The sequence below is a fragment of the Leptolyngbya sp. ST-U4 genome (assembly GCF_039962215.1).
Taxonomy (GTDB): Bacteria; Cyanobacteriota; Cyanobacteriia; order Elainellales; family Elainellaceae; genus Leptolyngbya_A.
This window is the reverse complement of the sequence record NZ_JAMPKZ010000008.1, coordinates 98,362-112,848: the sequence shown is the minus strand read 5'-3', so window position 1 is coordinate 112,848 and position 14,487 is coordinate 98,362. Positions and strand designations below refer to the sequence as shown.

General features: G+C 53.9%; 14 protein-coding genes and 2 pseudogenes. 6 read left to right on the top strand and 10 right to left on the bottom strand.

Annotation, left to right across the window (positions count from 1 at the left end; all coding sequences use genetic code 11):
* Window positions 1–2: 2 nt before the first annotated feature.
* The 4 genes from NDA02_RS14180 to NDA02_RS14165 all read right to left on the bottom strand — a co-directional run bounded on the left by NDA02_RS14180 (window position 3) and on the right by NDA02_RS14165 (window position 5,148).
* On the bottom strand, window positions 3–890 hold the full coding sequence (locus tag NDA02_RS14180) for a carbonic anhydrase (protein WP_190791068.1): 888 nt from the start codon (window positions 888–890) through the stop codon (window positions 3–5).
* A 147-nt stretch (window positions 891–1,037) separates the two neighbouring features.
* Window positions 1,038–1,898 carry an inositol monophosphatase family protein gene (locus NDA02_RS14175; RefSeq protein WP_190791069.1) on the bottom strand — a complete coding sequence of 287 codons (861 nt, stop codon included), beginning with the start codon at window positions 1,896–1,898 and terminating at the stop codon, window positions 1,038–1,040.
* A gap of 3 nt (window positions 1,899–1,901) precedes the next feature.
* Entirely contained in the window at window positions 1,902–3,659 is a 1,758-nt protein-coding gene (locus NDA02_RS14170; RefSeq protein WP_348255159.1) for an N-acetylmuramoyl-L-alanine amidase, read from the bottom strand.
* Between the two features lie 304 nt (window positions 3,660–3,963).
* Window positions 3,964–5,148 (bottom strand): WG repeat-containing protein, encoded by a 1,185-nt coding sequence (locus NDA02_RS14165; protein ID WP_348255157.1) that lies wholly within the window; start codon window positions 5,146–5,148, stop codon window positions 3,964–3,966.
* 84 nt (window positions 5,149–5,232) lie between these two features.
* On the opposite strand from NDA02_RS14165, the gene tsaB reads away from it, so the two are divergent.
* The 3 genes and pseudogenes from tsaB to NDA02_RS14150 all read left to right on the top strand — a co-directional run.
* Window positions 5,233–5,937 (top strand): tRNA (adenosine(37)-N6)-threonylcarbamoyltransferase complex dimerization subunit type 1 TsaB, encoded by a 705-nt coding sequence (gene tsaB, locus NDA02_RS14160; RefSeq protein WP_348255156.1) that lies wholly within the window; start codon window positions 5,233–5,235, stop codon window positions 5,935–5,937.
* A gap of 34 nt (window positions 5,938–5,971) precedes the next feature.
* Complete coding sequence (locus tag NDA02_RS14155; RefSeq protein ID WP_190791072.1) at window positions 5,972–6,676, top strand: Uma2 family endonuclease; 705 nt, start codon at window positions 5,972–5,974, stop codon at window positions 6,674–6,676.
* A gap of 182 nt (window positions 6,677–6,858) precedes the next feature.
* Window positions 6,859–6,957: pseudogene (locus tag NDA02_RS14150) on the top strand (transposase family protein); the annotation flags it as partial.
* Between the two features lie 293 nt (window positions 6,958–7,250).
* On the opposite strand, the gene NDA02_RS14145 reads toward NDA02_RS14150, so the two are convergent.
* The 4 genes from NDA02_RS14145 to NDA02_RS14130 form a co-directional block, all read right to left on the bottom strand.
* A complete protein-coding gene (locus NDA02_RS14145; RefSeq protein ID WP_348255154.1) occupies window positions 7,251–9,107 on the bottom strand; it encodes a hypothetical protein in 1,857 nt (618 codons plus the stop codon).
* 98 nt (window positions 9,108–9,205) lie between these two features.
* Entirely contained in the window at window positions 9,206–9,718 is a 513-nt protein-coding gene (locus NDA02_RS14140) for a transposase (protein WP_348246688.1), read from the bottom strand.
* A gap of 200 nt (window positions 9,719–9,918) precedes the next feature.
* Window positions 9,919–11,055, bottom strand: a complete 1,137-nt coding sequence (locus NDA02_RS14135; RefSeq protein ID WP_190794151.1) for an ABC transporter permease — start codon at window positions 11,053–11,055, stop codon at window positions 9,919–9,921.
* Window positions 11,052–11,435, bottom strand: coding sequence for a DUF3110 domain-containing protein (locus NDA02_RS14130; protein ID WP_190794152.1), 384 nt, complete (start codon window positions 11,433–11,435; stop codon window positions 11,052–11,054). Before NDA02_RS14130 ends, NDA02_RS14135 begins: the two co-directional genes overlap by 4 nt.
* 150 nt (window positions 11,436–11,585) lie before the next feature.
* Between NDA02_RS14130 and pgsA the strand changes: the two genes are divergently transcribed.
* Window positions 11,586–12,092 (top strand): CDP-diacylglycerol--glycerol-3-phosphate 3-phosphatidyltransferase, encoded by a 507-nt coding sequence (pgsA, locus tag NDA02_RS14125; protein ID WP_348255152.1) that lies wholly within the window; start codon window positions 11,586–11,588, stop codon window positions 12,090–12,092.
* 99 nt (window positions 12,093–12,191) lie between these two features.
* On the top strand, window positions 12,192–13,097 hold the full coding sequence (ylqF, locus tag NDA02_RS14120; RefSeq protein WP_190794154.1) for a ribosome biogenesis GTPase YlqF: 906 nt from the start codon (window positions 12,192–12,194) through the stop codon (window positions 13,095–13,097).
* Here the strand turns inward: ylqF and NDA02_RS14115 are convergent.
* Both NDA02_RS14115 and sfsA read right to left on the bottom strand, forming a co-directional pair.
* Window positions 13,081–13,305: a hypothetical protein gene (locus NDA02_RS14115; protein WP_190794155.1), complete on the bottom strand. Its 225-nt coding sequence runs from the start codon at window positions 13,303–13,305 to the stop codon at window positions 13,081–13,083. The genes ylqF and NDA02_RS14115 overlap by 17 nt on opposite strands.
* Window positions 13,306–13,361: 56 nt before the next feature.
* Entirely contained in the window at window positions 13,362–14,099 is a 738-nt protein-coding gene (gene sfsA / locus NDA02_RS14110; protein WP_190794156.1) for a DNA/RNA nuclease SfsA, read from the bottom strand.
* A 301-nt stretch (window positions 14,100–14,400) separates the two neighbouring features.
* Between sfsA and NDA02_RS14105 the strand changes: the two are divergent.
* Window positions 14,401–14,481 (top strand): annotated as a pseudogene (locus tag NDA02_RS14105) (Uma2 family endonuclease); the annotation flags it as partial.
* Window positions 14,482–14,487 lie beyond the last annotated feature (6 nt).

The window sequence follows — 14,487 nt, the reverse complement described above, 5'->3', positions numbered from 1 at the left end:
CTCTACCGTTTTGCACTTCCCCGGTAGATGCGATCGGCTTGCTCTGGAGTAAGCCAGGGGGTGTGACTGCTGCCGTTCGTGGCAGATTGAGCATTCGCGGCGGCTGTCGCTGGGGTAACAGAGGGAGTGCCAGAAACCGCGACGGGTCTCGGGACGGGCTGCGACACAGCAATATTGCTGCCATTCGGCAACTCACAAGCAACAGGTGGAGCACTGGTGGATCTGAAGGTGGCAGGTTGGGGCACATCGTCCGGTAGGTACTGGGCCAGTTGGCTTTGGGGAGCGACGTAGGAATGCGTTTCCGGGTCGTAAGCCAGCACTTCGCCCGTTTCGATCAGGTAGACCCAGCCAAAAATCATCAGCTTGCCCTGGAATAGCCGCGATCGCACGACGGGATAGGTTTTCAGGTTTTCGATCTGGGTGATCACGTTTTCGGCGATCGCAATTTCCAGCATCTCGTCTTTGGTGCGGTTGCTATAGTTTTCCTTCACCAAGCGACGGGTGGCTTCGGCGTGGCGCAGCCAGTCATAGACCAGCGGCATTTCTTCTTCCAGGCTGCCTAATTGCAGTAAGCCTTTCATTGCGCCGCAGTGCGAGTGTCCGCAGATGACGATTTGGTCAATGTCCAATGCGTGAATCGCGTATTCGACCGCTGCCCCTTCGCCGCCGTTGGCTGCACCATAGGGAGGAATAATGTTTCCCGCGTTGCGAATCACAAACAAATCGCCCAGATCGGTCTGAGTCAGCATCACCGGATCGATGCGCGAGTCTGAGCAGGTGATAAACAGCACTCTGGGATCTTGCCCCTGAGAAAGCTGTTCAAACAACTCCCGGTGAGTCGAAACGTAGCTGTCTTTGAATTCGCGCAGCCCTTGAATCAGCTTTTTCATCGCAATCCTTCCCTTCCCGTCCGATTGATCAGGCGATCTGTAGTGACCTTTATTGATTGTCTCCCAAAAGCTTGTCGATACTTCATGAAGAAGCGATCGATCGCCCTCAAGACTGTTGACGTTCTCTAATCACAGCAATAACCGGACTTAATCCACCAGTCCTACCTGAGCGATCGCCTTTTGAAGCGGTTCTAGCAGCGGCTCGACATAGCTTTGCCAGCCCACCACGATCGTCTGACGGTGTGCCAGGGTGTCTAGCTTCACGGCATCGGGGGTAAACCGGAGCGGGTTGCCTGCCAGATCGCAGCACACCAGTCCTGCCGCCTTTGCCATTGCCAGCGGTCCTGTAGTATCCCAGAGCTTGACGCGGCGATTGAGATAGAGATAGATTCCTGCCTCGCCGCCAATTACCCGCAGCACCTTCAAACCAAAACTGCCGATATTGTCGAACTTTGCCGCCGGAATCTGCTGCTGAATCGCTTCCCCAAAGCGGCGCTGATCTTTGTAGCCCAGCAAAATCAGACAGTCATCAATCGTCGGGGGAGCGGGTTCCTTCGGCACAAGCGGCACTGCTGCCCGATCGCCTACCACTTCAAATAAGCCCCAATCTTTGCCGCCGTAGTAAAGCCGATCGAAGGCGGGCGCACCGACCCATCCGGCGATTGGCTGATGCTGCTCTAGCAGGCCCACCATCACGGCATAGTGCTGCTTGCGCTGAATAAAATCGTCGGTTCCATCCAGCGGATCGATCAGCCAGAACGGACCCGACTGCTGCGAAAACACCTGCCAGGACTGAGCATTTTCCTCGGTAATAATCCGATCGCCCGGAAACAGCGACATTAATCCGGATGCAAGCTTGGCATCGAGGGCGCGATCGACTGTGGTAACGTAATCTGCCACCCCTTTTTCATAAACTTGAAACGGTTCGGCTGCCATTTTCAGAGCCATCTGTCCACAGTCGCGAATTAAACTGTGAATGCACTGGATTTGGTGCGGGGTAAGCTGCATGGGTTAGAAGCTCTGTTGTACATATTGCAGAATACCGCGAACGATCGCCTGTGCCATGGTGCTGCGGAAATTGCGATCGGCGAGAAGGCGGGCATCTTCTGCACCTGTGACAAACCCTACCTCGACCAAGGCAGCGGGCATTTGCGTGTTTCGCAGCACATAGAAGCGGGCAGATTTGACCCCCCGACTCCGCATTCCCGTTGCCTCAATGATGCTGTTCTGAATCGCCTGCGCCAGCACCCGCCCGCTGTCGGAATAGTAGTAGGTTTCTGCACCGTTGACATCGGGACGGCTCAAGCTGATAGAGTTAGCGTGAATGCTGACAAACAAATCGGCTCTGGCACGGTTTGCTAGACTAACGCGTGGCTGCAAATCGATTTCGCGCTCATCTGTGCGGGTCATTAGCACCTCAACGCCCTGCCGTTGCAGCAGCTCTGCCACCTGTAGCGAAATATCCAGCACGATATCGGTTTCACGAATACCTCCGATGCCGACTGCCCCCGGATCGCGTCCGCCGTGCCCTGGATCGATCGTGATCGTAATTCGACTATCGCTAACGTTGGGCAAAGGGGCAGGGGTTCTAGGGCTAGATGGGGTGGAACCTGCTGGAATTCGTCTGCCCTGCAAACTGAGGGCGACCGTTTGCTGCACCGATCGCAATTCGCCAATCACAATCCCCGCTGCTGGAAGAAACTGGATCACCACGGTCGTTGGGTCACGCTGCTCGGCGCGAAACCGTAGAACCGGGCTATTTTGCTCCAGCCGGGGTTGGGCGGTGTTATCGGCTAATCTGGCGTTGGGAATGACGATTTGATACTCTGCCGTGGTACGATTCCAGCCGCTCTCCAGATTGGTCAGCGATCGATCGGCGCGAATTACAAGCTGTCTGCCGCTATCTGCGAAGTCAATCCCCTGAATGGTGGCGGGTTGATCGGGGGCAGAACGGGTAAGCGATCGAGAGCTGTCGGGACGCTGGGCAGCCGTGATCGAATGGATGGGAATCAGCGCAACGCCGCCCGAACCGGGAGAAAGGCGCCAGTCGGTATCGTTCTGACTGAGAATGAGCGTCACCGTGACATTGGGCGAATCTCCTGCCGCCTGATCCACCTGGATCTGCTCGACCCCGTAGCGATCGATTTCGATCTGACGCTGACTGAAGCTTGGAGAAAGGGCAGTATTCGGCAGTTGCAGGATGAGCCTGCGGCGATCGTCTTCCCATCGCTGCCGGATCTGCGGCGTTTCGCCCCCAGTTCGCAAAAAGAACCCATCTGGCGTGACCCGCAATTCTTCAAGCTGGGACGCAGCGCGAAAATTTCCTTGATTTTCTTGCTCCCCTTGCTCCCCGGATGCGTTTGCGATCTGGACAGGCTGCGGCATCTGAACAGTCCACTGGGTCGGCGAGGCTCCCCGGACGCGCACCTGCTGCGGATCGATCGTGTAGCCGGGGGCAAACTGAATGACGATGCGAGTCGTCTGTCCATCAAATTGGGCAATCCGAAGCGACTGAATCGCGCCTATTTCAGATTGAGTGACGGCAGGGCGATCGAGCCGGGTTTCGGGCAAATCGATCACCAGGCGACTGGGGTTTGCCAAAAGCTGCACTCTGGGCTGCACATCATCATCGGTAGTAAAGCGCAGTGTGGGACTGTCTGTACTGCGGTTCAACTGCCAGGATTGCAGCCTGCCTGCTTCGGCGGGAGAAGACAACAGCAGGACACCGACCATGCCTGCCAAACCAGAAAGAAGCCAGGAAGATTTCACGAATTCAGATCCTCGATCGTCTCAAACGGAAAAAGCTTACTAAAGCGACAGTACCCTATTGCCCGTACAAATCGCGTAACTAAACGGGGAGCATCAGCCGGACTGGCTGCACTTGAGACGGTCACTTGGGCGAGTTCGTTCCGCTAGTTTGTTTACGTATGGTTGCGAAAGCTGCCCTGCCCAGAGATCCTACCAAAAAAATAAAACCCCCCAGTACGAAACCGGGAGGCGATAATCAGGGTGCATCTACCAAATAACTCTTCGGTCGAAAATTGCCCTGATCAGGATGATTTCCAAACTTGATTTAAAGATTGCCAGGCTGCTGCCGCTTCAGAAACGCTCCGTTGCGATCGACATATCGCCACTTGTTGCCCATTTGCACCCAGGCAAGCCCTTCCCGAAAAGAACCGACATTCTCAAACTGCGCCGCGATTATGATTTGGCCTGTGCGATCGATAAAGCCCATTTTGCCGTTTTGCCGCACGGCTGCCAGCCCTTCGGAAAAATCTGAGGCAAGCTCAAACTGGGGCGCGATCGCCATTTGTCCGGCATGGTCTACATAGCCCCACTGGCTGCCCACCAGCACGGCTGCCAGCCCTTCGGAAAAATCTGAGGCAAAGTCATACTGAATGGGGACGATCGGCTTGCCCTGCTGATCGATAAACCCCCACTGACTGCCCTGCCGCACCCGTCCGCGCCCTTCTGAGAAGCTAAATGCTCCGTCAAACTGGGGTGCGATCGCGATGTTGCCCTGTGGATTGATGTAGCCCCATTTCTCGCCCGCCTTCACCACCGCGAGAGCTTCAGAAAAGCTCCAGGCATCGGCAAACTGCGGGGGAATAATCCAGGCTCCGTCTGGCGCGAGGTAGCCATACAAATTGGTCAGCTTTGCCGCCGCTCTCCCTTCGGAAAAGTCTGTCGCCAGCGTATATTGTGGATCGATCGCCAGCGTCCCGTCTGGATTCAAATAGCCGTAAGCTCTGCCCGTTCGCACCACTGCCCGCCCTTCTGAAAAGGGATTTGCGCTGGCATACTGCGGATCGATCACGATGTTGCCCTCCCGATCGATAAAGCCATACAAATCTGCCGTCCGCACCACCGCTCGTGATTCGACAAACGGCGCGACGCCATCCAGGGTTTCATCGGTCTGAATGACGACCTGCCCGGTGCGATCGATAAAAGCATAGCGATCTTTGATCCGCACCACTGCCAGCCCTTCTGAAAAATTAGAGGCAGCATCAAACTCTAGAATGTCTGAATTCATCGCGATCGTCTCAGCGTTTCCTTCGCTATTGTCTCCTTCGCTGGTGCGAATTCGAGGCAAATAATCAGACGATAAATGATCACGCCGCGCAGCATCACGCTCAACAATATAGAGCAACGGGTCTGAAAGGTCTGAGTGGCTGAGCGTTTCGATCTTTTGATAGCCGATCGCCAGCAAACCTGCACCAGCGACAAGCCAAACCCAGGCAGGAAAAGACAGACGCATTTTAGTGGGGGAGGAGCAGGGAATGTATTCCCATGCTAAAGCTATTCTGAAGAATGAAACTGTCTGTATTCACACGAGTTAATCTTGCCAGCTACCTTCACGACCCATTCAAACCCGACCTATGCCCTTGCCCTGCATACTGCCAGCTCCGATTTTGGTTTAGCGATCGATAATTTTCAGGGCGATTACCCCAAAGAGGGAACAGCTTCGCATCGGCGCAGCCAAACCTGGGACTTAGGGCGCGATCTCTCCACGCATTTGCACGTTTACTTGCAGGAATTCCTCTTGCCGCAAACCTGGCGCGATTTGATGTTTCTTGCGGTGGCAAAAGGTCCGGGAGGCTTCACAGGCACTCGCATCGGGGTCGTCACCGCCCGAACCCTGGCACAACAGCTCAACCTACCGCTTTTCCCCATTTCAACCCTTGCTGCCGCAGCCTGGGCAAATCGACCTTCTTTGACCGATGAATCCTCACAACCGATCGATCTGGCGATCGAGATGCCCGCTCAACGGGGGGAAGTGCATACAGCAATCTATACCGTTTCTTCAGCAGCTTCAGGACTTCAACCAACCTTGCAGGATTGTGTGCAGGCGATCGACTCCTGGCAGAATTTTCTCGATCGCTGGGAACGTCCCTACAAGCTAATCAAACTCGAAGACGGACTTGGCGCAACAGCTCCGGCTCTGTTAGAACTCGCTTATCAGGAATGGCAGAAAGAAGAACGTCCTCATTGGGTAGAGGCAGTTCCGTTTTATGGTCAAAGTCCGGTGAGAGAATCAGAGCGATAAAATACAAACGATCGCCCTATCGCTCCTGATAACGATGGTTGATACCCCTTCTCAGCAGAAAGTCACCCCTCCGATGCAGATTCCACCCCTGGAAAGCGGCGATCGTCTGACTCGTCATGAGTTTGAGCGTCGCTATGAGGCAATGCCCCACCTGAAGAAAGCTGAACTGATCGAAGGAGTTGTGTACGTGCCCGCTGCTCTAAGATTTCGGAGTCATGGTCAACCGCATGGGAATTTGATGACCTGGCTGGGCGTTTACCAAGCATTCACACCCAAGGTTCTAATCGGCGATAATCCAACGGTTCGCCTCGATCGGGATAATGAACCTCAGCCGGATGCAGTTTTATTAATTGAGGAAAGCGCAGGCGGGCAAGCTCGGCTCAGTCCTGATGACTATATTGAGGGCGCACCCGAACTGGTCGTTGAGGTGGCAGCAAGCAGCGCATCGATCGACCTGGGAGACAAAAAGCGAGCATATCGCCGGAACGGCGTTCAAGAATATCTAGTCTGGCAGGTGTTCGATCGCAAGATTGATTGGTTTCAGTTAGAGGACGATGATTATTTATCGCTGGCGATCGATGAGCAGGGCATCATTCAGAGCAGCGTATTTCCTGGCTTGTGGTTAGCGACCTCTGCCTTACTCAACGGAGAAATGCAGCAGGTTTTAGCCGTCTTGCAGCAGGGCATTAATTCAGAAGAACACCAGCAATTTGTGCAGCAACTTGCCCAGGCGCGTTAAGGCGGGATAGAAGAATTTAGCACTGCTTCATCTTTAGAAACACTTTCATACCAGACGGAAGCATCCGAACGGATCAGGTTTGAAGTCAATCTCCTGCTTGGTCACAGCATCCATGCCGTTGATGAAGCGAAATGATGCATTAGTGAAGCGTAACGCATCCTACTAGCTGACTCACCAATCAAGAAGAACTGTTCTTCATCTTGTTCTACTTCAAGTGTTACCCAACGTTTGACTTAGCAGGCATGATCTTTGATATACACCGCTACCTTAAGCTTAAGTAACAAGAAATGTTGCGTTTCTCTACAAAGAAGCTAGGTTGCGGATTTCTTGGATTTGCTGTATTGCTCTTGGTGGGAAACACTTATGGTAAATGGGAGCTTCTAACTTTATTGCATGGCAAAGAGGTTGATGCCCTGCTTCGAGCAAATTCAGATGAATGGATGCTGCCTCCAGAGTTCTCTAGAGTAGTCGAGTATGACGACCACCGAATCGTTGCGTTTATGGTCGAAACTGGTGCACAAGATATGCTGGTTGAGTTTAAGAAGGACTCACAGGGGAATTGGGAACGTTCCCGTTATCGTCGATGTATTGTTTCTAATGGAACACCGGGTTGCTTTTTTCCGTGGTATTCGCTCAGGGGGCTAGAGCAGGTAATCTTCAGGTGAAGAGATCTCGTAGGATGCGTTGGCGACAGCGTAACGCATGATTTAATCTTCGCAAAACTTACAGAACACGCTCGTTCGTCAGCCGAAGCAGGACGGGTTTTGGTTTGTCGTGGTGGTGTTGTCAGCGGCAACGGGGTCAAGTTCGCTGCTAGTGAGGATGCCGGGTCGATCGTGACGGAGCCTTCCCTGGTCCCAAAGCCCAGCAGATCGAAGTAAAGGGTGGCGAGGGTATTGGGTTCAACCCCGGTCAGGTCTACGGTAACGGTGCGGGTGTTGTTGGGGTTTTGCCGCACAGTGACACCAGTGCCAGCGAAGGTATCACCGCTCTGTTGCAGGTTGAAGAAGGCATCGGTGTTGCTGAGTCCGCTGATTGAACGGACGATCGGGGTGAGGGTGCGGGCATCAAGCAGGGCGGCTTCAAAGGCATCGCCGGGAGCGTTGTTGCTGCTGTCAAGGTCGGTGCTGACCAGGGTGAATTGCAGTGCTTTTGCGCCTTCGGGAATGAGGAAGGCCTGGGAGAAGTTGGTCAGGAGCGGGGAGTCTTCGCGCAGGACGGCTTGACCTGCAAGGACTTGTGCTGCTCCACGGGTATCCCAGCCAGTGGGGGAGTCGAAGCTGCCGTTCTGAATGCCGATCAGTGCCGGAGCCGTCAGCGGTGAGGTCAGACTCAATTCCCCTGCTCCCTTGCTCCCCTGCTCCTCTGCCCAGGCACGAATCGTTTCCAGAATTTTCAAATTGAGGGCAGAAGGAAGTTTACGAACACCGGGGGCGAGGGTGGTGTTCATCAGGTCGTGGGGGAAGAAGCGGGAGTCGAGGTGGGAGCGATCCGGAGTGAGGGGAGCAGTGAAGCCGTTGCCGACAAAGGTGGGTGTGCCGTTGATCGTTTTGACATGGGCATCGAATCCGGCATAGCCGTTGATGAAGCCTGCGAGGTGGGCGGTTTCGTGGAGAATGGTGGTGAGCAAGTCGTAGCGACCGAAGGCAGCGGAGCCGGGGGTGGCGCGGAAGGCAGTATCGATGAGGGTGGTGGAGAATTCGCTGTTGTCCCAGGGAGTGGAGTCGATAAACCAGCCTAAGCCATTGCCGTCAATGTCAAGGGTGAGGGTGCCGGAGGTGGGGCGACCTGTAGAGTCGTAGCTGGTGAGAGAGGCTTCTGCGAGTTGACCAGATGGGAGATCGGTAATTTTGAAATTAAGGTTAAATGGAGTCGTCTCTCGAAGGAATTCTGTCCAGGTAGGGACAGTAGTGTTTTGGAGACTGAAGTTGTGACTGCTGAGGAATTGTTGCAACGCTACGCTGCTGGAGAAAGAGACTTTAGCGGAGTCAACTTGCGAGGAGCCAAGTTGCAGGATGCCGAGTTGAGAGGTATTAACCTGAACGGGGCTGATTTGAGTGGGGCTGATTTGAGTGGGGCTGATTTGAGTGGATATGGATATGCCCAAAGGATCGAGCCTGCTTACAGTGATCTGTCCGATGCCAACCTGAGAAATGCTAACTTGAGTTGGGCTAACCTTGAATTCGTCGATTTCAATAGATCTGACTTGAGCGGGGCTGACTTGAGCTTCGCTAACTGTGAAGGCACTTACTTTAATGACTCCATTCTGATAGGTGCTGACTTCACCAACGTCAAAGGAGGATATAGTCTGGACGGTGCTGATACTGGGTTCGATATGGAGTCCTAAATGATTAGCAACTTCAGGTTCAGCCATTAAGTTAGCAGTGCGATCGTAGATCTTGTAGGATGCGTTAGCGATAGCGTAACGCATGACCCAAACCCCGAAACACCCACCCCAAAACGATAACAACCCTTAGCGCAACATTCCCCTCATCCATCGCCCCCTTCCAAAAACGGCACCCATTCCCCCTACATCCCCCAATCCTTCGAGTACACCCCCTGCGCCACAAAGCGGTGAAAACTCGAATACTGCCAATCCACTGCCCGCTCGCATAACCCATGCCGCACCGGGTTGTAATGAATATAATCACAGTGCCGCGCAAAATCCGCCTCATCCCGAATCGTATGCTCCCAAAAGCGTCGCTGCCAAAGATTGCCCTCCTGCCGCTTCTGCCGCGATTCACTCCGGCTTGCTTGCACCCCCAGCAAGTCTGACCCCTGCCGCGTCACCTCGCTTTTAATCAATCGCCATCGCGTTGCATAATCGCTATCATTCGGCGGCAATGTCCAAATACAATGCAAATGGTCAGGCAACAGAACGATCGCCTCGATCGTAAATGGATATTTGGCACCAACCTTGAGCAAAGCCGAGCGTAGGAGCGATCGGGCAATCTCGCTACAGAGCCAGGGCTGTCTTTGATGCGTGACCTGGGTAAAGAAATACGTGCCGCCTGCAATTTTGCTTCTGCGGTAGTAGGGCATAGCGTAGGGCGGTTGCTTCGCAGTTCCCCCTTCGGGGTAATCGGGTTTCGTGGAGGAGTATTCCCTGATTCAGCAAATCACGCTTAATTTAATGGGTGCGGACGGTTGAAGAGGCTTTGCAGTTGAGGGCACTCCACAATGGGAAATCATGCGTTACGCTGACGCTAACGCACCCTACGGTACTCAGACCCTAATCCCTTCTAACGCTGCGTATTACGCGGATCAAGCGCATCCCGCAAGCCATCCCCCAGCAAATTAAATGCCAGCACTGTCAGCACAATCAAAATGGCAGGTGACCACACCAGCCACGGCTGCAGCACCAGAATCGAAGCATTAATTGCCAGCGACAGCATATTGCCCCAGGACGGATCGGGCTGCTGAATCCCTAACCCGATCAGGCTCAAAATTGCCTCCGCCACAATAAAGCTCGGAATCGCCAGCGTTGCCGAAATAATCACATAGGTCGCGGTTTGCGGCAGCACATGGCGCAGGATGATATAGAGCGGTCTGCCACCCATCACCTTTGCCGCCTGCACATATTCGCGCTGCTTCAGCGAAAGCACCTGCCCGCGAATTACCCGCGCCAGACCTGACCAGCTCACAAAAGACGTAATCAGCGTAATCAGCAAAAATCGCTGCGAGCTGGTCAATCCCGGAGGCAAAACCGCCGCCAGTGCCACCAGCAGATAAATCGCCGGAATCGTCATCAGCACTTCCACGATGCGCATCAGCACAGCATCGGTAACGCCGCCAAAATAGCCCGAAATGCCGCCCACCAGCAGTCCTAGCGGAAACGAAATCAAAATCCCTACTAGTCCAATACTGAGACTCACCCGCCCACCGTAAATCAAACGGCTAAATTGATCGCGAGCGGCTTCGTCGGTTCCCAATAGATTTAGCCTGCCCAGACCTGCTGTGCCAAACAGGTGCAAATTCCCTGGAATGCCGGGAAACAGCTCGACTTCCTCAATTTGAGGATTCGTGAGGGAGAATCGTGTCGGTAAGGGCAGCTTGACTTGCAAAAAGCGGTACTCATCGCCCTGCACAAACGGCCGCACCGGAGAGGGCTGACTTCGATCGACCTTCAGCAAGCGATCGCCCGTTTTAAGCTCGACCGGACCCTGCGTAGTGGGGTAGACGTGCGGACCGATAAACTGTCCCTGCTCATTGCGCCAGTAGATTTGCGTTGGCGGCAGCAGCGATCCGTCAGCTTGCGAAGCATAAGGATCGTAGGGCGCAACAAACTCAGCAAGAATCACTACCAGATAAAACAGCAGCAGCACCAGTGCGCCAAACCGCGCCAAACCGTTATTTTTTAGCTTGTGCCACCAGCTCATAGCAGTCCCTCCAGTCGCCGCCGAATTTGCTCTAGCTCAGACATGGGCATTTCTGATTCTGCTTCAGCCGGCTCACCCGGAGTTCCATCTTCCTGCCATTCGGGTTGTTCGATACTCGATTCGGGCGGCATCAGCAGCGTTCCTTCAGGAACCAGCCTACAGTCGTAGTCTGCGTCTTGACAGATTTCCTCAATCTCTTCCGAATCAAGCGCCTCAACGTTGGGATTGGGGTAATCTTGTGCTTCTAGCAGTAGCCCAAATCGCGTTGCGTCGTCTTCAGACTCAAACATGAGAACGGTGTTTCGATCGCCTATCCTCAGCGTATGAATTCCCTCTTCGTTGGTTTGAGCATTCAGAAACAGTAAAACAAAAACACGCATAGCGATAAAAGCGATCGAGTTTGGATAATAGACGTTGGGCTAAGGATAATTCTAAGTTTTTGCCCTTTGTTTTGGCTGAATTCTGACCGAAAAGTTTTTATCGCTGGCTTGTCTCCGTATGCTTCGCAGTTTCCCCAAAGCGTATCGCCCATGAATCTCCCCACCTGGATTACGGTTTCTCGTTTGCTGGGTGTGCCGCTGCTGCTGGTGCTGCTGGCTCATCCGATCGATCGCACTCGCTGGATCGCCCTGGCAATTTTTCTGCTGGCAGCCGGAACCGACTGGCTCGACGGTTATCTGGCGCGGCGGCTCAATCAAGTCACCGACCTGGGAAAATTTCTCGATCCGCTGGTCGATAAACTGCTGGTGCTGGCTCCCCTGCTGTCACTGGTCGAACTGGGACAGGTTCCCGCCTGGGGGGTGTTTCTCATCCTGGCACGCGAACTGACGATCGCAGGCTGGCGCGTTAACCAAACCCAAATCTCTGGGGCAAACCTCTGGGGCAAACTCAAAACCGTCACCCAAATTGCGGCGATCGCCCTCCTAATTGCTCCGCTTCCGGCTGCCTGGACTTCCGTTGCGCTGGCTGCTTTCTGGCTGGCGGTGATTCTAACGCTGATTTCAGGCGCGATCTATCTGCTGCCGCAGCCCAAGTAGAGCTTCGCTGATACGGCAGGGCGATCGGGCGATCGTCATGCGCCTGTCACAATTAAAGAAACCGAATTAAATACTTTATCCAACTTACTCTATCCGCTAATGACTTCACCGCCGATTCAGTGGTATCCGGGGCACATCGCTAAAGCCGAGAGAGCCCTGCAAGAACAGCTCAAAAAAGTGGACGTGGTGCTGGAGGTGCGCGATGCCCGGATTCCGTTGGCAACCTGTCATCCGCAGGTCTCGCAGTGGATCGGCAGCAAAGAGCGCGTGCTGATTCTCAATCGCGTTGATATGATTCCGCAAATCGTGCAGCAGGACTGGACGAAGTGGTTTCGCGCCGCAGGCGAACAGCCCTATTTCACCGACGCCCATGGGGGACAGGGCATCTCCGGCGTAGCGCAGGCAGCCCGACAGGTGGGCGCAAAAATCAACCAGCGCAGACACGATCGTGGAATGCTGCCCCGTCCAGTTCGTGCAGTAGTGATCGGCTTTCCCAATGTGGGTAAGTCTGCCCTGATTAACCGATTGCTCAAGCGGCGTGTCGTCGAGAGTGCCCGTCGAGCCGGAGTAACTCGCCAGCTTAAGTGGGTGAGAATTTCCGACGAACTGGAATTGCTGGATGCACCGGGCGTATTGCCTTCCCGCTTAAACGATCAGGACGCTGCCCTGAAGCTTGCCTTTTGCGACGATATCGGCCAGGCTGCCTACGATAATCAGCGGGTTGCGGCGGCTTTGGTCGATCGGATTAAGCAAATTCTTCACCAGTCGCCTAACCTATTTGCAGAAGAACCGTTGCGCGATCGCTACACCCTCGCCCTCCAACCGCGCACCGGAGAGAGCTTTGTTGCTGATCTGGCAGAAGCGCGGTACCAGGGAGACAAAGAGCGGGCAGCCAATCAGATTCTCAACGATTTTCGTAAAGGCATTTTGGGAGCAATTCCACTGGAACTGCCGCCTGCGATCGACTCAACAGCCTTGAATTCTCTGACTACTGGTTTGGATTGACCCCATCTTCGGGGAAGACCCATTTAGGCTGGGATGCGGTCGTGCGGCGACGGAGCGATTCTTCCGCGATCGCCAGCATTTGATCGAGAGACGTTTCTTGAATAAACCTGGAAGCCTTTTCGCGGTGCTCTTTGTTGGGACATTGAGCATCGCCCAGAACGCAGCCATTCACACAGGCTTCAGCGCAGTTGATTTGAGTCGGATTCATTCAGTGTTCTCCTCTTAAATTCACCAAACTCCCTTTGGCAGCAGTTCTGGCTCATTTCAATTAATTTGACAGATCCTGAACTCCGCCAACCCCAAATAGCGAACCCCCTGCGGGGTAATCTCAAACCGACAGGGCAACACCTCTACCCCACGATCGATCGCCTGACGCAAAAGCTGCCCATAAACCGGATCAGCCTGATCGCCCGGTGCAAACTGCGTGCAGTCGCCGCGATTAATGAAGTACAGCATCACCGCCCGTGCCTGCGGAGTCAGAGCCATCAGCTCTTGAAGGTGTTTCTGTCCTCTCGTGGTTACGGTATCAGGAAACAAAGCGAGCGTCCCTCGTGCCCAGGTCGTATTTTTCACCTCGATAAAAATCGGTCGAGCGGTATTTTCGCCAGTTAAAAGGAAGTCGATCCGGCTCTTTTTATCCTGTCCATAGGGAACTTCTCTTTGAATCTGGTCATATTCTCCCACCTCCGGCAAAAGCCGGGCGGTTAGCAGCGACTCAATCACGCGATTTGGCATAGCTGTATTCGTACCCGCCCAAACCCTATCCTCAACCTCGATTAGCTCCCAGGTGTAGGGCAGCTTGCGCGTCGGGCTATTGCTTATCGAAACCATCACCCGATTTCCTGGTAAACAGACCCCGGTCATTGGACCTGTGTTCGGGCAGTGGGCGACGATCGTTTCTCCGGTATCCAGCTCGATATCGGCAAAAAAGCGTTTGTAGCGTTTGATCAGTGTGCCGGGAAGCAGGGGCGGAAAGGGATAAATCCAGTCAGCAAGAGGCATAGGAACAGGAATAAACAGAGAAACGGGCTTGAGCGGCGATCGAAGTCGTGGCAGAAGTGCTTTAGCCCCCTAAAATTTTTATAAACGGGGACTTTAGAGACAGCAAATTTACTTCAAACTCAGGAGCAAGAAGCGATTTGGGAATTTACTGTACATCTAAACCTTTCCTTCTGGGTCGAATCGGATTGTCGAATCTGATTATCCACGCTTTAAGCCTCCTTTCCCTGCCAGAAAACCTCAAACCATTAAGATAAAGGAGAGCCAGGCAGTCTGATTGGCGTTTGTGGAGCGATCGATCACGATGCAAGCACCGTCCCAGGGGTTCAGGCTAGAAGAGTTTTTGCAGCTTCCAGAAACTAAACCTGCCAGCGAATATATTGACGAGTAA

Excerpts from the sequence above, each read along its gene's own strand:
- NDA02_RS14175 (WP_190791069.1), bottom strand. The coding sequence starts at position 1,898 with ATGCAGCTTACCCCGCACCAAATCCAGTGCATTCACAGTTTAATTCGC.
- NDA02_RS14140 (WP_348246688.1), bottom strand. The coding sequence starts at position 9,718 with ATGCCCTACTACCGCAGAAGCAAAATTGCAGGCGGCACGTATTTCTTT.
- NDA02_RS14180 (WP_190791068.1), bottom strand. The coding sequence starts at position 890 with ATGAAAAAGCTGATTCAAGGGCTGCGCGAATTCAAAGACAGCTACGTT.
- NDA02_RS14145 (WP_348255154.1), bottom strand. The coding sequence starts at position 9,107 with ATGCGTTACGCTATCGCTAACGCATCCTACAAGATCTACGATCGCACT.
- NDA02_RS14155 (WP_190791072.1), top strand. The coding sequence starts at position 5,972 with ATGGTTGATACCCCTTCTCAGCAGAAAGTCACCCCTCCGATGCAGATT.
- NDA02_RS14165 (WP_348255157.1), bottom strand. The coding sequence starts at position 5,148 with ATGCGTCTGTCTTTTCCTGCCTGGGTTTGGCTTGTCGCTGGTGCAGGT.
- ylqF (WP_190794154.1), top strand. The coding sequence starts at position 12,192 with ATGACTTCACCGCCGATTCAGTGGTATCCGGGGCACATCGCTAAAGCC.
- pgsA (WP_348255152.1), top strand. The coding sequence starts at position 11,586 with ATGAATCTCCCCACCTGGATTACGGTTTCTCGTTTGCTGGGTGTGCCG.
- sfsA (WP_190794156.1), bottom strand. The coding sequence starts at position 14,099 with ATGCCTCTTGCTGACTGGATTTATCCCTTTCCGCCCCTGCTTCCCGGC.
- NDA02_RS14130 (WP_190794152.1), bottom strand. The coding sequence starts at position 11,435 with ATGCGTGTTTTTGTTTTACTGTTTCTGAATGCTCAAACCAACGAAGAG.
- NDA02_RS14135 (WP_190794151.1), bottom strand. The coding sequence starts at position 11,055 with ATGAGCTGGTGGCACAAGCTAAAAAATAACGGTTTGGCGCGGTTTGGC.
- NDA02_RS14115 (WP_190794155.1), bottom strand. The coding sequence starts at position 13,305 with ATGAATCCGACTCAAATCAACTGCGCTGAAGCCTGTGTGAATGGCTGC.